The organism is Robertmurraya siralis (assembly GCF_005502275.1).
Classification (GTDB): domain Bacteria; phylum Bacillota; class Bacilli; order Bacillales; family Cytobacillaceae; genus Robertmurraya; species Robertmurraya siralis.
The window spans coordinates 227,875-246,952 of the sequence record NZ_SWLZ01000005.1; the positions used below are offsets into that span (position 1 = coordinate 227,875).

Here is a 19,078-nt window from a genome sequence, read left to right on the forward strand (position 1 = left end):
ATGACACTTGCTATTTTTGGTGGTCAACCAGTGAGAGCCAACTATTTATCCTATGGTCAACAGTGGATTGATGAAGAGGATGTTCGAATCGTTGTCGATACATTGAAGGGAGCGTTTATTACGCAGGGACCTGCAATCGAACAATTTGAACGTACTGTTGCCGAATATGTTGGCGCAAAGTATGCAGTTGCCTTTTCTAATGGGACAGCAGCTTTGCACGGAGCTTGTTTTGCAGCCGGAATTGGGAAGGGTGACGAGGTGATTACTTCCCCTATTACATTTGCAGCAAGCAGTAATTGTGTTCTTTATTGTGGAGGAAGACCGGTATTTGTTGATATCGATGAACGCACGTACAATATTGATCCAAAAAAAATCAGTAGGGCTATTACTGAAAATACAAAAGCCATTGTTGCTGTTGATTTTACGGGACAACCTGCAGATATGGACGCTATTAGAGAAATAGCAGCAGAACATAAGCTAGTCGTTATTGAGGATGCGGCTCATTCATTAGGTGCAAGTTACAAAGGTCAAAAGATAGGAACGCTTGCTGATATGACAATGTTTAGCTTTCACCCAGTCAAACACGTGACAACTGCCGAAGGAGGAATGATTGTCACGAATTCGCAGGAGTATGCAGAGAAATTAAAACGGTTCCGTTCACATGGGATTACCAACCTTCATTTATCTAAGGATGAAGGCCCTTGGTATTATGAGATGATTGAGTTAGGCTACAATTATCGTTTGACCGATTTACAGGCATCTCTAGGTGTTTCGCAAATGAAGAAACTGGATTCTTTTATCGAGAGACGAAGAATGATCGTTGCTAATTACAACAAAGAATTTTCTAAACTTGACGGTGTGCAAATTCCCTATCAGTTGCAGTCAACGGATTCGAGCTGGCATTTATATATGCTCCAGTTGGATTTATCGAAGTTTAAGGCTGGACGAAGAGCTATTTTTGAAGCTCTTCGGGCAGAAAATATCGGTGTACATGTCCACTATCTGCCCGTTTATCACCATCCATATTATCAGGGGCTAGGGTATGAAAAAGGTCTTTGTCCGATTGCGGAAGAATGGTACGAATCTGCCATAACGATTCCTCTCTTTCCGAAAATGTCTGATGAAGATGTGCAATCAGTTATTGAGGCTGTTCGAAAAGTGATTAATCATTATCAATAATAAAAATACCTATTGGTAGACTTGGAAATTTGATTGAGAATAGAGGTAGCAATATGTCAACAGATTATGAAATGAATGTTCCGGCGCACCCAAATATATACAACAATAATAGTCAGAGGGAGATGAAAATTTACTTTTCATTTCCAGAGATAGTGAATGAAAACACAGGTTTGCTCTTGCTTATACCCGGTTTTGGAGCAAATGCACAATCCAATGTATACAAAAAAATGCGTACTAGATTTGCTGATGAATACAATTTAATCACCATACAATGTCACTATTTTGGACAAGAATTTATGCAAGGAAGTAACCGAATTACAACTCAAATTTCGAAAGAAGAAGTTAGCAATATTTTTACCTCAATTGAGATGAAGCAAGTTTTTGGACAAGGTTTTAATAGCGATAAATTTCTTCAGGTGGGGAGTAAATATAATATAGAGCTCAATGTTAATGAGGATTTAGATGAGAAAATTGAAAATTTTAATGATATGGGGATTATGCAAGCCTTGGATCACGTGACATCTTTGTCTTATATAGTCCAAATTTTAAAAGAGAACAATTTGCCATACAATACAAAAAAAATTATATTGTACGGTCACTCGCATGGGGCATATTTATGCTACCTTTGTAATGCCTTCGCACCAAATCTATTTACTTTGTTAATTGATAATTCTTCTTGGTTATACCCCGAGTATCTAAAGAGTTCTCGTTTTTTATTTAGTAATATTGGACAAATGAGAGTAAATACGGAATTCTCTTACCTCGCTTCAAGATTGGATTTCGATAAAGGACTCCTGTATTTGCCAGACCTTTATAAACAAGTAGACAATAACTGTAATATCATTTGTTTTCATGGCACAAATGATAATTTAATTAATCATCATGTTAAGAAGCAGTTTTGCGAACAGGTTGAGGGCTGTAAGTTTATTCAAATCGGTCAGGGGGAAGTAGACGGAAAAACATTTAGATCAACGAGTCATGGTTTGGACGCTGATTTTATTAATTTGTTTGACCTTGTAATGAAAAACAGAGTTTTCGAGAGCTCAAGGGATTTAAATTTACAGAGCAATACCATAGTAACTGAAAGATTTATCTATAATATAAAATACCAAAATGGAGTGCCGCTATTATTGGTGCAAGATAAATAATTAAAACTTGGAAATAGATATCCTAATAATACTTAAAAATTCTCTTCTCTTGTCCGATATAATAATTAGGATAAAAATGAGGAGTTGTTCTTATGAATATTGGAGGAGTTTCCCTTACTGCGAATTCATCTTCTCTTACAGCTTCTGCTGGTTTAAAGGAGATACCAACTAACCGAACAGGGCGAGTAAGACAATCAGAACAACATCACGACAGACATCAGGACAAAATAAAAGAAGAGCATAATGGCAAGCTTTCAAAAGAAGAGGTAGAACATATCGTAAAAGGGATGAATGAATTTTTACAACCGAAATTCACTTCGGTCGTCTTCAAACTCCATGAGGAATTGGATCGCTATTATGTAGAAGTCATTGATAAAGAGACGAAGGAAGTAGTGCGAGAAATCCCGGATAAAGAAATATTGGATATGTATGCGAAAATGACAGAATATCTAGGTCTGTTTATAGACAAAAAGCTGTAAATAGGAGGGCAAAATCATGGTAAGTACAATTAGATTTTCAGGGATTGCTAGTGGAATGGATACTCAATCCATCGTTGATTCACTCATGCAGGCTCAAAGAATACCGCTTGATAAATTAAATCAAAAAAAGCAAATCATTGAATGGCAGCGTGATAGCTATCGTGAGATGAATAAATTGTTAGACGAATTTAGCAATTTTATCTTTGATGGAATTTATAGACAAGCGAATATGCTAACAAGAACAGCGGTTAGCTCCAATTCAGATGTTGTTACCGCAAAGGCAGCTCCTAATGCTGGAACGATCTCTTACAAGATTGAAAATGTGACGATCGCAACGGCAGCTAGAATGCAAAGTACAGCGGCTATTAGTAAAGGTGAGAAAATTGATTCTACTAAAAGCTTATGGTCGCAAAGAGATAAGCTAGAAGGATTTACTTGGAAGCAGGAAGAGGTAACAAGTAGCTTTAAAGTGCCTGAAAAAGGTGCCACAAATTTTCAACTTCCAAAAGGTGCTGTTTCTGAAGTATTAAATCTCAATGCCAATGGAAAATTAGAAGTTACGAATGCTGATGGGGAAGTGCAGGAGTTTGACGTAGTAGTGGGAAGCATACCGGAAACGAAGGATGCGAACACGGTTTACATTGATGAAAATACTGGAAGTATGTCATTTGGAACGAAGCTTGAAGGCGACAGCAGTTTTTCTTTAAAATTTAATCATAACTACTTAGAATTCAATATTGAAACCTATAAAGAAGACGGCTCTACGAACAAAAGAAAAAATGATTTCAAAATCGCTGGTACATTATCATTAGATAGCATGCTGAGCCAAATCAATAGCTCTAACGTGGGCGTTAACATGTTCTATGATAGTCATACAGATCAAATCGTTGCACAGCGAAAAGATACAGGTAATCTTACAAATAGTGAAGGCAAGTCCATAAATTTTACAGGGGCTTCAGCAGACTTTTTTACACAATCATTGCATTTAACCGAGGAGCAATCTGGAACAAATGCTAAATTCACTGTTAATGGATTAGAAACTGAACGTGCTTCCAATACATTTACGATGAACGGTGTCACATTTACGCTGCATAATAATTCGGTAGCAGGCCAATCTACTTCCATAACAGTCGGCACTGACACTGATGCAATCATGACGACGATTAAAGATTTTGTCAATAAGTACAACGAGCTGCTTGATAAAGTAAATGGGAAATTGACTGAACAAAAGTTTTCTACCTTTACACCTCTTACACAAGAGCAAAAAATGGCCATGTCAGATAGAGAGGTTGAGCAGTGGGAAGAAAAAGCGAAAAGCGGTTTGCTGCGCAGGGATCAAATTTTGGATACTGCAATGACTACGTTGCGAAACAATTTATATACAGAGGTAACAGCTAACGAGGTTACTTTAGCCGATCCGAAGTTTAATCAATTGGCAGAGATTGGTATTACGACAACGAAAGATTATATGGCTCGCGGAAAGCTTGAAATAAATGAAGAAAAGCTGAAAAAAGCTATTGAGGAAGATCCGGAGGCAATTTTCCAGTTGTTTATGGCAGACGGTCCAACTTATGCTGAGCAAGGTTTAGCAAGACGTGTTCGTGATACGCTTTCAAACACCGTGAAAAAGATTGAAGAGCGTGCGGGAAATGCTTTTAAAACAGAGGATAATTATACATTAGGTAAACAGTTAGGAAGAGTAAAAGATGATATTTCCCGACTTGAAAACCGCTTGAAAATGGTGGAAAATCGCTATTGGAGCCAATTTAATGCGATGGAAAAGGCGATGCAGAACCTAAATAACCAATCAAATATGTTACTTTCTTATTTAGGCATGGGAGCACAACAACAATAAGTTGATAGAAGGTGATAAGGAAATGGCAATGAATCAACCGCATCAAGCGTATAAACAAAATTCAGTTAATACGGCATCACCTGGAGAATTAACATTGCTTCTATATAACGGCTGTTTAAAGTTTATTAAACTGGCAAAAAAGGCGATCGAAGATAATCAAGTTGAGCAGCGAAACGAAAATTTGCTTAAAGCTCAAAACATCGTGCAAGAGCTAATGGTAACACTAAATATGGATGTTGAAGTGTCCCATAATCTAATGCAAATGTATGATTATTTGCATAGGAGACTTGTTGAGGCCAATTTGAAGAATGATACACAAATCCTTGAAGAAGTTGAGAGCTTTGTAATGGAGTTCCGTGATATGTGGAAGGAAGTTATTCAATCAACAAGAAAACAATATGCTGAAAGTGGCCAAGCGTAATGAGAGAACTTGACCAATTCATGATTGTCTCAAAGGAATTGAAGAATTTGCTTGAAGGCGAGTTTTTAATTGAACAGCGGGAAGAACAGATTGAAAAAATCGATGAATTACTTGAGAAAAGGCAAGGTTTCTTAAACCAACTATCCGATCTTTCTCATCTGAATGAGGAAACAAAGCTGGAGTTAGCGCGTCAAGAGCACGAAATCCAGGCTTTAATGGAGCAAAGAAAGAACATGATAAAGCAGGATATAAAAACACTCCAATTAAAGAAACAAAAAAACGAACAGTACGCAAATCTATATGATAATTTATCTGTAGATGGTATGTTTCTTGATAAGAAAAAATAACAGTACACCGTTAGAATCATGGTGAAATCGGAGGTTCCAAATGGACGTCGCACGATTATCAATGGCTTTAAGCCAAGGGCAAGCAAGCCAACAGGCATCGATCGCCCTTTTGAAAAAAACGATGGATATGGCAGAAGGAAATGCAACGGATTTTATTAATCAAATGATGGACAGCGTCGATGTACAAGCACTTCAACATGCTGCTCAGCCCCATCTTGGTGGGAATATTGATATAAAAGGTTAAACAAAGCGGCCCTGCAAAGGGTCGTTTTTTGAGTTGCAGTTCTTTATTTCACGGCGTATCTTTGCGGTCACAGACAAAGCAAGGAATAGGGCATGCATTTCTCTCCTTCACCATTTCGACAAACTTTTTAAACCTTTTTCACTGTTTTAGCAGGAGTTTCTTGGGTTAAAATAGAAATATAATATATAGTCTTTTTTAAAGGGCTATATATCACATCTTTTGTCGTCTGAGCCGTGACGGTGACCGGGGCGCAAAAGGATTGATAGGTGAAGGATAATCAAAAAGGAGGAGTTCACTTATGAATTTTAACGTACGTGGAGAAAACATTGAGGTAACTCCAGCAATTAGAGAGTATGTTGAAAAGAAAATTGCTAAACTCGAAAGATATTTTACTGAAACTCCTGAAGCAAATGTCCATGTTAACTTAAAGACCTACAATGACAAGAAGTCTAAAGTAGAAGTAACGATTCCGATGCAAAGCCTTGTGTTACGTGCAGAGGAAATTCATGATGATATGTATGCGGCGATTGATTTAATCACAGATAAATTAGAACGCCAAATTCGCAAACATAAAACAAAAGTAAATCGCAAATTCCGTGAAAAAGGCGGTGTCAATACACTGTTTGCAAGCTTTGAAGAGCCGGATGCACCTGCAGCAGAAGAAGAGCAGGAAGAATTAGAGGTTGTTCGCCAAAAAAGCTTCGATTTGAAACCAATGGATAGCGAAGAAGCTATTCTGCAAATGAATATGCTAGGTCATAATTTCTACGTTTTTACCAACGCGGAAACAAACCTTACGAATGTAGTGTACAAGCGTAAGGACGGCCGTTACGGTTTAATTGAAGCCCAATAATGATTCGTTGTTCGAACCGCATTCCAAAATAGATGGAATGCGGTTTTTTAGAGTGGTTTCAGATGCACAATGATCTCGCAAACCCGCGTAATTCATGACTATGTTTTTTTGATTAGAACTGTGCCTCGTAAAAAAATGTGAATGGCTTTCTCAAAAAAACAAAAATTGTGAATTTTCCACTTGTCTATTACAATACGAGTATACGAATCTTTCGTCTTTCGGAATTTAAAAATGCTGACTGTTAACTTCTGGCTCATGTAAAGCCTGCGAAGGATACAGGCATTGAACATGCATAAGCAAAGTGAACGTTTGCGTATAGCTTATGTACGGTTTTTTCGTATTTTTCAAAATAAGAAAAAGACTCTCGTCACCAATTTTGGCTGGATAATACGCATTTCGAAACAATTTGCGTCATATTCTGAAAATAGGGTCTACGATAAAGGGGGACATACATATGAAGTTTGATTTTTTAAATTACCCATATCAATCGCAGCGAACGGCTGTATTAGCAAATAGAGGTATGGTCGCAACCTCGCAGCCGCTAGCGGCACAAGCAGGCCTTGATATACTGAAAAAAGGTGGGAATGCGATCGATGCGGCGATTGCTACGGCAGCGACATTGACCGTTGTGGAGCCGACATCGAATGGAATTGGCAGCGATGCGTTTGCGCTTGTATGGATGAAAGGGAAGCTGCATGGGTTAAACGGTAGCGGACCTTCGCCGCAATCAATTAGCATTGAAGCTGTCAAGGAGAGAGGCTTTGAAAAAATGCCGACCCATGGTTTAGTTCCGGTTACTGTGCCAGGCGCTCCATCCGCTTGGGCCGAATTATCACTGCGTTTTGGCAAGCTGTCTCTTCAAGAGGTGTTAGCACCTGCAATTGATTATGCGGAAAACGGTTATCCGCTAACACCGATACTCGGAAAATATTGGGAGCTTGCTTATCGTAATTATAAGCAAAAACTAACGGATGAGGAATTCCAGCATTGGTTTGAAACTTTTGCTCCAGATGGGAGAGCACCTAAAATCGGGGAGATCTGGAGATCGGCCGGTCATGCATCAACGCTTCGTTCGATTGCTGAAACGAACGGGGAAAGCTTTTATCGCGGTGAATTGGCTGAGAAAATGGTTCAGTTTTCGAAAAAATACAATGGTTTTCTCGCTGAGGAGGATTTCGCCGAGTATAAGGCTGAATGGGTGCAGCCTATTAAGGTAAATTACCGTGGCTATGATGTGTGGGAAATTCCGCCTAATGGTCAGGGCTTGGTCGCTCTTTTAGCATTAAATATTGCCAAAGGGTTTGAATTTAATGAGAAGGATACAGTTAATACGTATCATAAACAGATTGAGGCAATGAAGCTTGCCTATACAGATGGCAAAGCATTTATTACTGATTCAAGGGATATGCCTATAACGGTTGAAGAGCTGTTGTCAGATGGCTATGGGAAATCACGAAGAATGGAAATAGCTGAACAGGCACTTGATCCGACTCCATATCAACCGCCTCGTGGAGGCACCGTTTATTTGGCGACTGCTGATGGTGAGGGAAATATGGTTTCTTTCATTCAAAGCAATTATATGGGCTTTGGTTCTGGCCTAGTCGTTCCTGGTACAGGAATTTCCTTGCAAAATCGGGGCCATGATTTCTCGCTTGATCCGGAGCACCCTAATGCATTAAAGCCAGGAAAGAAAACCTATCATACCATTATTCCAGGCTTTTTGACAAAAGGTTATCAGGCTGTTGGTCCTTTCGGAGTAATGGGAGGATATATGCAGCCTCAAGGTCATATGCAGGTCATAATGAATACCATTGATTTTGGGTTGAACCCGCAGGCTGCTTTGGACGCACCACGTTGGCAGTGGATAGGGGATAAAAGGATTCAAGTTGAGCCGCAGTTTCCGAATCATATTGCGCAAGCACTTATACGGAAGGGTCATCAAATTGAAGCAACTGTTGATACAGGTGGATTTGGTCGTGGTCAAATCATTTGGCGCGATCCGGACACTGGTGTGTTAATGGGGGGAACGGAATCGAGGACAGACGGATCGATTGCCGCGTGGTAAAATGGTAAGAAGGCTTGTGGCCACGAGAAGGCCGCAAGCCATCAAAAGGGAGACATTGAAAATAATGAAGCAACTACACATTTTTATCGCTTTTTTTCGCTCGGGGATTTTAGGTTACGGTGGCGGTCCATCAGCAATCCCGCTTGTACATAAAGAGGTAGTCGATAATTTTAAATGGATGGATTCAGATGAATTCGGAGATATCCTCGCCCTCGCTAATGCGCTTCCAGGGCCAATTAATACAAAAATGGCGGGTTATATTGGCTATCGTGTTGGTGGAATAATAGGAATGTTGAATGCTATTCTTGCCTCTATTGTTCCGACGATTATTCTCATGATCCTTCTGTTAACGGTCTTAAATGCATACAAGGACGAGCCTTGGGTGCACGGGATGTCTGTAGCCGTTGTTCCCGTCGTCATGGTGATGCTTGGCACATTAACTTGGGATTTTGTGAAAAAATCGACGAATTCAAAGCTTGGCATGAAGTGGGCTATTATATTTATTATTGCGAGTGTTATTGTGTTGGAATTTTTACATATTCATCCGGCTATTATTATTGTTCTTTTATTAGTGGCTGCGTTATGGAAAAAGGATTCATCAAGTAAGGAAAAGAAGGAGGCAGAGGGAGCGTGATTTATTGGCAGATCTTTTTAGCTTTCTTCATTCCAGGGATTCTTGGATACGGTGGTGGCCCGTCTTCAATCCCGTTAATTGAAAATGAAGTGGTCGATCGTTACGGTTGGTTTACCGTTAATGAATTTAGTGAAATGCTCGCACTGGGAAATGCGTTGCCCGGTCCTATCGCCACGAAAATGGCCGGTTATATTGGCTATCAGCAAGGAGGAATTCTCGGCTCCATTGTGGCCGTTTTTGCTACAGTTGGTCCCTCGCTCATCCTCATGATTGCATTTCTAGGCTTATTAATGAAGTATAAGGAATCACCAAAAGTAAAATGGATGACCATTTATATTCGACCAGTCATTGCGGTATTGCTTGGGATTATGACGTATGATTTCTTTTTCTCATCCTATGAAGGAATTGGTATTGGGCAAACGCTCTTTATCGGCGGCTTGAGCTTTGTCTTAATGGAAAAAATGAAGGTGCATCCTGCCTATGTAATCGCAGGGGCACTTGTTTACGGAGCCTTAGTAATCGGTTAGGCTCCGCATACGTTGGTGAATTGCTCCCATTTATGGCTATTCTTCTTAAAATTTCCGGAACTGGTGAGAAACGCAGCGCTCTTAAGGGCGCTGTTTTGAATGGCGGAGCTTATTGCGCTTGCTTCGGAGTGAATGTGTGAGCTTCGGATGAGAGAGTGCCAGTTTTGGCGATAATTGCGCCAGTAACAAGTGAGGATGCGCCTGTATAGAGTTACGGAGCTTTTTTAAACGCAAAATTTCGTCATTGCTTGAGTGTGAGTGTGTCAGTTTCTGAAACAAATGCACATGTAATGGCGGCATCTATTATTATTGCAGCGGGCAGATAACAGCCGCCATTCGCGCTACTTAAGTCTTCATCGGCCTAAGTTAACCTTGGAAAAAACATATAAACGGTAAAAACCGCATTCAGTTAAAGAATGCGGTTGCTTACAATTTTTTTTACAATTTAAACTTGCTTAATTCCTCTTGCATGGTTTCGGTCATTCCTCTGAGCTTTGCGACCATTTGGCTGACTTGTTCGAAGGCTTGAAGCTGATCCTCGGTTGAAGCGGAAATTTCCTCCGTTCCTGCAGCTGTTTCTTCGGTAATAGCAGAGATGTTTTCCACTGATCCCGTTACTTGATTGCTCATCTTATTCGATCTTTCTATGCTGCGGACAAGCTCTTCAAGTTTTTCTTGAATGGAGGTTACGTCTGTCGCAATGGTTTCAAAGGCGTGCTCTGTCTCTACCTTCGCTTGATTCTGCTGCGTTGATAATTCATGGCCAAGGTCGGTTGCTTTTACAATGCTTTGCAGACCGTCCATGATATTTGATACCATAGTTGTAATTAAATGGGTTGCTTTTGTTGAATCATCGGCAAGTTTGCGAACCTCATCAGCGACGACTGCAAAACCTTTACCCGCTTCGCCTGCTCTTGCAGCTTCAATTGCTGCGTTAAGGGCAAGTAAATTCGTCTGTTCGGCAATTTCCCGTACGGATTGGGCAGCGGTATTGATCTCATCAGTAAATTGAGTAAAATCTTGAACCGAGCAGGCAATCTCCTCTGTTGAAAGAGACAGACGCTGGGCGATTTCCCCTTGTTTTTCGAGCGATTCACGCCCTTGTTGGACCGATTGAAAGGCGCTCAAACTCGCTTCGGATGCAAGTCTGCTCTCATCCTGAACATGGAGAAAATCTTGGCTCATGCTGGTCATCAGTGAAGCAGTGGATTGAATATCCTCAGAAATTGATTCACTTCCTTTTGCCAATTCCTCTGTGGAAGCAGCAACCTGGGTGCTCACCTCTTGCAGTTTTCTCATTTGCTCGGAAACATCCCTCGTGAAGGTAGTTACTTCATCTCCGATTTGATCAATCGATTGAACAGTTCCGCGCAAATGATTAATCATAGAGGCGAAAGCGAAATTCAATTGTTCGATCTCAAACTTGCTGTTTGCGTTTTTGTCCGATAATTCAATTTGATTGCTTAAATCCCCTGCTGCAATTTGGTTGGCCACTTGAACGACACTATTCAACGGTTTCGTGATTCTTCTCGCCACCAACCATGAAGCAGCGACCGATAATAGAATCATAACCACTATACTTATGCTGGAAAATATCACGACATAATTTATTTTCTTTTCAGTCTGTTGCAGCATTTCTTGGTACCATTCATCCGTCAACCTATCAAGGAGATAAATATCATTTAAAATTCCAGATGTTCGAAGAGATTGTCTTTTTACAGTTGGAACATCATTTTGCTCGAATGCTTCGTTTGACTCTGTTGAAAGCGCTTCGAACTTCTCCTTCGCTTTTGCTAAAATTTGTAGCTGTTTTGCCTCCGTCATTTTCGCTTCTAGATCTTCAAAGCGAGTGTGAATCTTTTCAAATGTATTTAAAGCTTCTGTTTTATTCGCTTCGGATGCATTGTATGTGTAATTGGAGAGGGATTGCCTAACAGCGGCCAGTTCTCCGTTTAATTGCTCTACCTCTAGGAGGATCTGCACATCATTTTCTCCAGAGCTTTGGATATTGATTAATTGAACAATCATCGTTGAAATGACAATTACCGCTAAAATTAAAGGAATGATAGCGATAGTTAGTAAACGTTCTCTCAGTCTCATAGTCTATCTCCTTTACTCCGCTTCAACGGTTATTTCCCCTGAAGTAATTTTATTCGTTACATCTTCAAGCAGTTGTTGTTCTTCTGGTGTCAGTGATTTTAAGCGAATTTCTGCCAGACCGACTCCATCCTCAGCTAACCCGAGTTGGAAAGAGGAAGCCTCAATTTTTCCATTTTCATGCAATGTTTTGGCAATATCATAAACCGCTTGATCGACTTTTTTGATCATCGATGTAACAACGGCTTTTTCTGCAACAAAAAATTGATCGATATCCACTCCTGCTGCATAAATATTGTTTTCCTCAGCAGCTTGAAGGGAACCGTATCCGGTAAACCCGGCAGCGTGATAAATAAAATCAGCGCCTTTCTCGATTTGAGCAAGTGCTAAAGTTCGACCAAGTTCTGGATCATCAAATGTGCCGGCAAAATCGACGAACACTTCGGCATCCGGTTTTACATATTTAACACCTTGAATAAAACCCGCTCTGAAGTGGTGAATAAGGGGGACGTCGACACCGCCGATGAAGCCTATCTTATTGGTTTTACTGGTCATCGCTGCGATCATGCCGACAAGGAAGCTTCCTTCCTGTTCCTTGAAGGTGATGGAAATGATGTTATCCATGTCCGATACTTCATCTATCAATAAAAATTGTTGCTCTGGGTACTTTGCTGCAACATTTTCAAGAGCATCCTTTGCAGAGAAACCCAGTGCAATAACGATGTCATGGTTTTCCTCAACGAGCTCGGTCAGAGCACCCTCAGGATCTCCGTCTGTTGCCTCACGATAATCAAAAATCATTCCGAATTCGTCACGGGCATTTTCTAAGCCGCGGAATGCAGAATCGTTGAACGATTCGTCACCAAGGCCGGCATCTGAAAGGAGTATCCCAATTCTATATTCTGTGTCCTTTTTCGTCGTCTCTGTGTTCGAACAACCTGCAATGATGAAAGAGGCGAGCAGTAACACTACAGCAATTTTTTTCATGTTGAAATCCCTCCATTGTAGTAATCACCCTACTAATATCGGAGAGACTCGGATAGGTTTTAGGGGATTTTGTCGAAAAATGTTATAATGAGAATAACTTTTACATGAAGTTAATAATTCATCAACATAATATAGAAAGAACTATTTTTTGCCGATCACATTGTTTTATTTTTGGGAAAAAATGTTTACACTTATTACTAGAATAGTAGGATATAGGAAAGAGGAGAAGCAAATGAATACGAAGGTGAGCCGTAATGAACCTTGTCCTTGCGGAAGTGGGAAGAAATATAAAAAATGCTGCGGGCTGCAGAAGACCGTTTCGATTACTTCCATTATAGAAAAAGAGGTGATGGATCTTCAGGTTCAATTGATTCAATATGCAACCCGTGAGTATGAGCTGGAAATTGACCAAGATTTTGATAGTGTGTCCGACGAATTAATGATCGAAGATGAGGAGGAAATGGAGCATTACCTTTTTGTCCATTTGGTCTGGTTTGCATTATTTGAACATGTCGATAACGGTGGCACGATTTTACAGCGCTTTATTAACGAAAAAAGTAAAATGATTCAGCGGTCAAAAGTAAAGGAAATTTTACAATCATGGACAGAGCCGCGTCCAATTGCAGGAAAATTGCTTTCCATTGATGAGAACTATATGACCGTACAGGATACGTTGACGAAAGAATCATTTTCAATTAAGTTGCTTGAGCCAGCTGAGTCGGAACAGGGTTCTTTTGTGTTTGGATTTTTAGTTCCGTTTGCGAATGAGTGGATTCTGTTCCCAACAATCTTTGATTTGGAAGGAGAAGAGGATGGGAAAGATGAGCAGTATTTAATAGAGCGATTTGAAGCTTCAGAATACGAGAATGCAATTGAGTTTCTATCAGATGAGTTCCTATTTATCATGAATGAAATGCCATTTGCAGCAATCGAATATGGCTCCAAAGATTTTAAGTGGAGGACTGCATTTCATAAGGAAGTAGCTGAATTGTATGAAAGGGGAATGGAGAAGCTAGAAGCTCCGATGATCGTCGTAGCGTCCGGAGTAATCCTTTGGTACAAATACTGCGAACAAGGCTTGCGGCTTACGAAAAGAGCAGAGACTTATGCAGCAGCCATTCACTATCTCAATATGACCGCCAACCCTTTAAACAAATTAACGAAAAAAGAGGTTGCCCTTCAATACGGGATTTCCTCATCGACATTAAGTGCTGCGATTAAAGAACTGGAAGAAGATTTACAGGAGGAAATAAATAAGCTTCGGAGCATGTACTTTGAAGATATCGTCGAGGTTCTTGAGAAAAATCAAGTGAGCGATGATAAGGATATTCCGTTTTAATGGCTGGAGACTGACCTTTTTGGTTGGTCTCTTCAACATCTCAGTATGAGGTGATAGCAGATGAAAACCATTTGGGTAACCTCATTCCTTTTAAGCCTAGGTCTGTCAATGGTAATAGTGCCAGTACTAGATGGTAACCCTGTTCTGAAGAGATGTACTCTATCATGTTTTAGATAATTATTCATTAATAAAAGTTTTTTTGTACATATTATTAAATTGCGAAGGGTTATATGGTATAATTTTACAAAGGAGGGGGTTGGATGACCTTTAAGAAAGGGTATTATTTGGGATATCTTATATTTGTTCTTGCTATCGCAATTGTGTATTTTATCATTCCACCTCAGTATGGTTTTCGCGCTTTAATCACATTAACGACTCTATTTTGTTTATATCAGTTTTTTTTATATTTAGGCTTTTTTAAATAGAATGGTTGTTAAAATGATTTGGGCTTATTACATGTGAAACCAAAGTTTTACATGCCTTTCAGTATAACTGAAAGGTCAGAGAGAAAATGAGCCAAAAATCAACACCGACATGTAACAGAGCCTATATTTAAAAGTAAAGAAACTTCGAAAAAACTAGCCCTCTTACGAAGAGGGATTTTGTTTGTTTGGCAGTGTTGAAAAGAATATTCGTAGCTTAGCTCCTTTAAAAAAGAAGGGAGAAGCGTTTTTTGTGTTTGGCAAAAGTTTTACTGCGAATTTTTACCAAAACGTGGGCGAACTTAAATTTTTAGACCGGTGTTTCCTTTGAAGGCTTGAGATTTCTCCATTTTAGTTGTAGGAGAGCATGAGTAAAGCTCTTTCATGAACATCGTTGAACCTTCAAAGCCCACCAAAGTTGTCACCCCAAAGTGGAAGTGGTAATATTAATTACGAATATAAGACGTATAAGACGATGGGAAGTATTGAGAAAAGAACGGTTTTTGCCAGTCTTTTTTTAATTGAAATAGGGCATGAAAGAAGAGCCTTACTTTATGAAATAAAGGAGCGTTTTCGATGCTTGGAATGTTAAATAAAGTATTTGATCCGAATAAGCGAGAGATAAAGAAGTTAACGAAGATGAGTGAGCAAATTGAGGCTCTTGCTTCTGAAACGGCTGCTTTAAGTGATGATCAGCTACGGGCAAAAACAGAGGAATTCAAAGCCCGCTACCAAAAAGGAGAAACATTAGACGAGCTCTTAACGGAGGCATTTGCCGTTGTCCGTGATGCGGCAAAGCGTGTGCTGGGTTTATATCCATATCCGGTTCAGCTTATGGGGGGTATCGCCCTTCATGAAGGAAATATCGCAGAAATGAAAACCGGGGAAGGTAAAACATTAACGGCGACCATGCCTGTTTACTTAAACGCTCTTTCCGGAAAAGGTGTTCACGTTGTGACCGTCAACGAATATTTAGCAAGCCGTGATGCCACTGAGATGGGTGAGCTCTATACATTTTTAGGGTTAACCGTTGGTCTGAATTCCAATGGGCTTACGAAAGAAGAAAAGCAAGAAGCGTATGCATGTGACATTACGTATAGTACAAATAATGAACTTGGTTTCGATTACCTTCGCGACAATATGGTCCTTTATAAGGAGCAAAAGGTGCAGCGTCCATTGAATTTTGCTGTTATTGATGAGGTTGACTCCATTTTAATCGATGAAGCGAGAACGCCATTGATCATTTCTGGTTCTGCGCAAAAGTCGACTGCATTATATATTCAAGCGAATGCCTTTGTGCGCACATTGAAACAGGATGAAGATTATACGTATGACGAAAAAACAAAAGGGGTTCAATTAACAGAGGATGGAATTTCCAAAGCGGAGAAAGCGTTTGGAATCGAGAACCTCTTCGATATTCGCCATGTGGCACTTAATCATCATATTGGTCAAGCTTTAAAAGCGCATGCCAGTATGCATTTAGACGTGGATTATGTCGTTCAAGACGGGGAAATTGTGATCGTTGACCAATTTACAGGCCGTCTAATGAAAGGGCGTCGCTACAGTGATGGACTGCACCAAGCGATTGAAGCAAAAGAAGGCTTGGAAATCCAAAATGAAAGCATGACGCTTGCATCGATCACGTTCCAGAATTATTTCCGCATGTATGAGAAGTTATCTGGGATGACCGGTACGGCAAAAACGGAGGAAGAGGAATTCCGTAACATTTATAACATGAATGTTATTGCCATTCCAACGAATAAGCCGGTTACTCGTGATGACCGTCCAGATTTAATTTATGCAACAATGGATGGGAAGTTCCGAGCTGTCGTGGAAGATATCGCTGAGCGCAACAAGAAGGGACAACCTGTATTAGTTGGTACGGTCGCGATTGAAACTTCTGAATTAATCTCAAAGTATTTAACGAAAAAAGGCATTCATCACAATGTATTAAATGCGAAAAATCATGGGCGTGAAGCAGAAATTATTGCCAATGCCGGTGAAAAGGGCGCTGTGACGATTGCCACAAATATGGCGGGTCGTGGTACAGATATCAAGCTTGGCGAAGGGGTAATAGACCTTGGTGGCTTAGCGGTAATCGGTACGGAACGTCATGAAAGCCGCCGCATTGATAATCAGCTCCGCGGTCGTTCCGGTCGTCAAGGTGACCCTGGGGTGACTCAGTTCTACCTTTCGATGGAAGATGAATTGATGAGACGTTTCGGCTCAGATAACATGAAGGCAATGATGTCTAGGCTCGGTATGGACGATTCTCAGCCAATTCAAAGTAAAATGGTTTCAAAAGCAGTTGAATCTGCACAAAAACGTGTAGAAGGAAACAACTTTGATGCACGTAAGCAGTTGTTATCTTATGATGATGTTCTTCGTCAGCAACGGGAAATCATTTACAAGCAGCGTAATGAAGTACTTGAGTCAGAGAATTTACGCGACATCCTAGAAAATATGATTTTAAGTTCATTATCTCGTCATGTGGAGGCTTTTACACCAGTTGATGAAGAGAAAGAGACATGGAATCTACAAGGGATTATTGATTATGTAAACGGAAATCTTTTACAAGAAGGCGATATAACAGTTGAGGATATCAGCAACAAGAATACAGAGGAAATCATTGACGTTATTTTTGCCAAAGTGAAAGAGCGTTATGATGAAAAAGAAGGTCAGCTTGATGAAGGGCAAATGCGTGAGTTTGAAAAGGTTGTTCTTCTGCGCGCAGTCGATTCAAAATGGATTGATCATATTGATCAAATGGATCAGCTTCGCCAAGGAATTCATCTCCGTGCCTACGGTCAAATTGATCCACTGCGTGAATATAATAAAGAAGGCTTTGCTATGTTCGAAGAAATGGTTATGTCTATTGAAGACGACGCAGCGAAGTATGTGATGAAGGCGGAGATCCGTAATAACCTTGAGCGTGAAGAAGTAGCGAAGGGTCAAGCCGTTAATCCGAAGGAAGATGGCGAAAAAGTGAAGAAAAAGCCAGTTGTTAAAGCGATTAACGTCGGACGGAACGATCCATGTATTTGTGGCAGCGGCAAAAAATATAAAAATTGCTGCGGAAGAACGTCTTAATTTTGATCGTTTGTGGCAAAATTGGCATAAGGAAATGTCGGAAAAAGGAGGGTCGGTGAGCCGGCTCTCTTTTTCTGCCGAATGATTTTATAAAAAAATACGAGGTGACATGAATGGAATTAGCGGATATTCGACATGAATTGGAAAATACAGCTAAGAAATTAGCGGACTTTAGGGGGTCTCTTTGACTTAGAGAACAAAGAGGCGCGCATTGCCGAACTTGAGGATGAAATGCTGCAGCCGGAATTTTGGAATGATCAGCAAAGTGCCCAAGCAGTCATTAGTGAGGCAAATGGTTTGAAGGATCAGGTTCATGAGTTTTACGATTTAACAGAAACGTTTGAAAATCTAGAGCTTACGTATGAGCTTGTGAAAGAGGAAAACGATGAGGAGCTTCGTGAAGAGCTTGTCACGGAAATGCAAGAGCTAGTCAAACGGATGAACGCTTATGAGCTTCAGCTTTTATTAAGTGAGCCATATGATAAAAACAATGCCATTCTAGAACTTCATCCAGGTGCTGGTGGGACAGAGTCTCAGGACTGGGGCTCAATGCTTCTTCGCATGTATACGCGCTGGGCAGAGAAAAAAGGCTTCAAGGTGGAAACATTGGATTATCTTCCTGGTGATGAAGCAGGAATTAAAAGTGTAACCCTTGCCATTAAAGGTCATAACGCCTACGGCTATTTGAAAGCGGAAAAAGGAGTTCACCGTCTTGTGCGAATTTCTCCTTTCGATTCATCTGGGCGCCGTCATACTTCTTTTGTCTCTTGTGAAGTGATGCCGGAAATGAATGATGAAATTGAAATCGAAATCCGTTCAGAGGATTTAAAAATTGATACGTACCGCGCCACTGGTGCCGGTGGTCAGCACATTAACACGACCGACTCAGCAGTTCGGATCACGCATCTGCCAACAGGTGTTGTCGTTCAATGTCAAAATGAACGCTCGCAAATTAAAAACCGTGAAGCAGCGATGAAAATGCTCCAAGCAAAACTTTATCAAAAGAAAATTGAAGAGCAGGAAGCGGAGCTTGCCGAAATTCGCGGCGAGCAAAAGGATATCGGCTGGGGCAGCCAAATTCGCTCTTACGTTTTTCACCCGTACTCCATGGTCAAGGATCACCGTACAAATACAGAGAGCGGAAATGTTCAGGGCGTAATGGACGGGGACTTAGATCCATTTATTAATGCTTACTTGCGTTCGAAATTAAGTTTATAATGTTTGTTTGTTGAACCCTCACGAAGTCGTGAGGGTTTTTAAGTGGGAAGACCGATATATAGCGATAAAGATCGATAAAATGAAGTAAAGACCGAAAAAATTGTTTTTTCGCCGATATAATCGGGAAAACGCCGAAAAAATTGTTTTTTCGCCGATATAATCGGGAAAATGCC

17 protein-coding genes are annotated in these 19,078 nt (G+C 40.3%); 15 read left to right on the forward strand and 2 right to left on the reverse strand.

Going from position 1 to position 19,078, the window contains the following annotated elements:
* The 11 genes from pseC to FCJ93_RS09545 all read left to right on the forward strand — a co-directional run bounded on the left by pseC (nt 1) and on the right by FCJ93_RS09545 (nt 9,752).
* Nucleotides 1-1,179 (forward strand): UDP-4-amino-4,6-dideoxy-N-acetyl-beta-L-altrosamine transaminase, encoded by a 1,179-nt coding sequence (pseC, locus tag FCJ93_RS09495; protein WP_137743556.1) that lies wholly within the window; start codon nt 1-3, stop codon nt 1,177-1,179.
* A 53-nt stretch (nt 1,180-1,232) separates the two neighbouring features.
* Nucleotides 1,233-2,327 carry a DUF2920 family protein gene (locus tag FCJ93_RS09500; protein WP_137743557.1) on the forward strand — a complete coding sequence of 365 codons (1,095 nt, stop codon included), beginning with the start codon at nt 1,233-1,235 and terminating at the stop codon, nt 2,325-2,327.
* Nucleotides 2,328-2,419: 92 nt separating this feature from the next.
* Nucleotides 2,420-2,806, forward strand: coding sequence for a flagellar protein FlaG (gene flaG / locus FCJ93_RS09505; protein ID WP_137743558.1), 387 nt, complete (start codon nt 2,420-2,422; stop codon nt 2,804-2,806).
* Nucleotides 2,807-2,822: 16 nt separating this feature from the next.
* Nucleotides 2,823-4,661: a flagellar hook-associated protein 2 gene (locus FCJ93_RS09510; RefSeq protein WP_137743559.1), complete on the forward strand. Its 1,839-nt coding sequence runs from the start codon at nt 2,823-2,825 to the stop codon at nt 4,659-4,661.
* 22 nt (nt 4,662-4,683) lie between these two features.
* Nucleotides 4,684-5,082 carry a flagellar export chaperone FliS gene (gene fliS, locus FCJ93_RS09515; protein WP_137743560.1) on the forward strand — a complete coding sequence of 133 codons (399 nt, stop codon included), beginning with the start codon at nt 4,684-4,686 and terminating at the stop codon, nt 5,080-5,082.
* Entirely contained in the window at nt 5,082-5,429 is a 348-nt protein-coding gene (locus FCJ93_RS09520; RefSeq protein WP_137743561.1) for a flagellar protein FliT, read from the forward strand. The genes fliS and FCJ93_RS09520 overlap by 1 nt, the downstream gene beginning before the upstream one ends.
* Nucleotides 5,430-5,469: 40 nt before the next feature.
* The gene (locus tag FCJ93_RS09525; protein WP_137743562.1) at nt 5,470-5,673 is read left to right on the forward strand and encodes a YjfB family protein; all 204 of its coding nucleotides are present in this window, start codon (nt 5,470-5,472) and stop codon (nt 5,671-5,673) included.
* Nucleotides 5,674-5,971: 298 nt separating this feature from the next.
* Nucleotides 5,972-6,526, forward strand: coding sequence for a ribosome hibernation-promoting factor, HPF/YfiA family (gene hpf, locus FCJ93_RS09530; protein WP_137743563.1), 555 nt, complete (start codon nt 5,972-5,974; stop codon nt 6,524-6,526).
* Between the two features lie 454 nt (nt 6,527-6,980).
* Nucleotides 6,981-8,591, forward strand: a complete 1,611-nt coding sequence (locus FCJ93_RS09535) for a gamma-glutamyltransferase family protein (RefSeq protein WP_137743564.1) — start codon at nt 6,981-6,983, stop codon at nt 8,589-8,591.
* Nucleotides 8,592-8,655: 64 nt separating this feature from the next.
* Nucleotides 8,656-9,225 (forward strand): chromate transporter, encoded by a 570-nt coding sequence (locus FCJ93_RS09540; protein WP_137743565.1) that lies wholly within the window; start codon nt 8,656-8,658, stop codon nt 9,223-9,225.
* The gene (locus FCJ93_RS09545) at nt 9,222-9,752 is read left to right on the forward strand and encodes a chromate transporter (RefSeq protein WP_137743566.1); all 531 of its coding nucleotides are present in this window, start codon (nt 9,222-9,224) and stop codon (nt 9,750-9,752) included. Before FCJ93_RS09540 ends, FCJ93_RS09545 begins: the two co-directional genes overlap by 4 nt.
* A 438-nt stretch (nt 9,753-10,190) precedes the next feature.
* Here the strand turns inward: FCJ93_RS09545 and FCJ93_RS09550 are convergent, their stop codons facing one another.
* Together FCJ93_RS09550 and FCJ93_RS09555 are read right to left on the reverse strand one after the other, a co-directional pair.
* Complete coding sequence (locus tag FCJ93_RS09550) at nt 10,191-11,852, reverse strand: methyl-accepting chemotaxis protein (protein ID WP_137743567.1); 1,662 nt, start codon at nt 11,850-11,852, stop codon at nt 10,191-10,193.
* Nucleotides 11,853-11,864: 12 nt separating this feature from the next.
* The gene (locus FCJ93_RS09555) at nt 11,865-12,836 is read right to left on the reverse strand and encodes a BMP family lipoprotein (RefSeq protein ID WP_137743568.1); all 972 of its coding nucleotides are present in this window, start codon (nt 12,834-12,836) and stop codon (nt 11,865-11,867) included.
* A gap of 232 nt (nt 12,837-13,068) precedes the next feature.
* Here FCJ93_RS09555 and FCJ93_RS09560 point away from each other — a divergent pair, with 232 nt between their 5' ends.
* The 4 genes from FCJ93_RS09560 (at nt 13,069) to prfB (ending at nt 18,905) form a co-directional block, all read left to right on the forward strand.
* On the forward strand, nt 13,069-14,175 hold the full coding sequence (locus tag FCJ93_RS09560; RefSeq protein ID WP_211344103.1) for a YecA family protein: 1,107 nt from the start codon (nt 13,069-13,071) through the stop codon (nt 14,173-14,175).
* A 260-nt stretch (nt 14,176-14,435) separates the two neighbouring features.
* Entirely contained in the window at nt 14,436-14,600 is a 165-nt protein-coding gene (locus FCJ93_RS24965; protein ID WP_170211274.1) for a hypothetical protein, read from the forward strand.
* A gap of 573 nt (nt 14,601-15,173) precedes the next feature.
* Nucleotides 15,174-17,687, forward strand: a complete 2,514-nt coding sequence (gene secA / locus FCJ93_RS09565) for a preprotein translocase subunit SecA (RefSeq protein ID WP_137743570.1) — start codon at nt 15,174-15,176, stop codon at nt 17,685-17,687.
* A 113-nt stretch (nt 17,688-17,800) separates the two neighbouring features.
* Nucleotides 17,801-18,905 (forward strand): peptide chain release factor 2 gene (gene prfB / locus FCJ93_RS09570; protein ID WP_137743571.1). Its coding sequence is split into 2 segments (ribosomal slippage): nt 17,801-17,872 and nt 17,874-18,905, totalling 1,104 coding nucleotides; the frame shifts between segments, so codons are not numbered across the junction.
* The last annotated feature ends 173 nt before the right edge of the window (nt 18,906-19,078 follow it).

Excerpts from the sequence above, each read along its gene's own strand:
- pseC (WP_137743556.1), top strand. The coding sequence starts at position 1 with ATGACACTTGCTATTTTTGGTGGTCAACCAGTGAGAGCCAACTATTTA.
- FCJ93_RS09525 (WP_137743562.1), top strand. The coding sequence starts at position 5,470 with ATGGACGTCGCACGATTATCAATGGCTTTAAGCCAAGGGCAAGCAAGC.
- FCJ93_RS09560 (WP_211344103.1), top strand. The coding sequence starts at position 13,069 with ATGAATACGAAGGTGAGCCGTAATGAACCTTGTCCTTGCGGAAGTGGG.
- secA (WP_137743570.1), top strand. The coding sequence starts at position 15,174 with ATGCTTGGAATGTTAAATAAAGTATTTGATCCGAATAAGCGAGAGATA.
- hpf (WP_137743563.1), top strand. The coding sequence starts at position 5,972 with ATGAATTTTAACGTACGTGGAGAAAACATTGAGGTAACTCCAGCAATT.
- FCJ93_RS09510 (WP_137743559.1), top strand. The coding sequence starts at position 2,823 with ATGGTAAGTACAATTAGATTTTCAGGGATTGCTAGTGGAATGGATACT.
- FCJ93_RS09520 (WP_137743561.1), top strand. The coding sequence starts at position 5,082 with ATGAGAGAACTTGACCAATTCATGATTGTCTCAAAGGAATTGAAGAAT.
- FCJ93_RS09500 (WP_137743557.1), top strand. The coding sequence starts at position 1,233 with ATGTCAACAGATTATGAAATGAATGTTCCGGCGCACCCAAATATATAC.
- FCJ93_RS24965 (WP_170211274.1), top strand. The coding sequence starts at position 14,436 with ATGACCTTTAAGAAAGGGTATTATTTGGGATATCTTATATTTGTTCTT.
- flaG (WP_137743558.1), top strand. The coding sequence starts at position 2,420 with ATGAATATTGGAGGAGTTTCCCTTACTGCGAATTCATCTTCTCTTACA.
- FCJ93_RS09550 (WP_137743567.1), bottom strand. The coding sequence starts at position 11,852 with ATGAGACTGAGAGAACGTTTACTAACTATCGCTATCATTCCTTTAATT.
- fliS (WP_137743560.1), top strand. The coding sequence starts at position 4,684 with ATGGCAATGAATCAACCGCATCAAGCGTATAAACAAAATTCAGTTAAT.
- FCJ93_RS09555 (WP_137743568.1), bottom strand. The coding sequence starts at position 12,836 with ATGAAAAAAATTGCTGTAGTGTTACTGCTCGCCTCTTTCATCATTGCA.
- FCJ93_RS09540 (WP_137743565.1), top strand. The coding sequence starts at position 8,656 with ATGAAGCAACTACACATTTTTATCGCTTTTTTTCGCTCGGGGATTTTA.
- FCJ93_RS09535 (WP_137743564.1), top strand. The coding sequence starts at position 6,981 with ATGAAGTTTGATTTTTTAAATTACCCATATCAATCGCAGCGAACGGCT.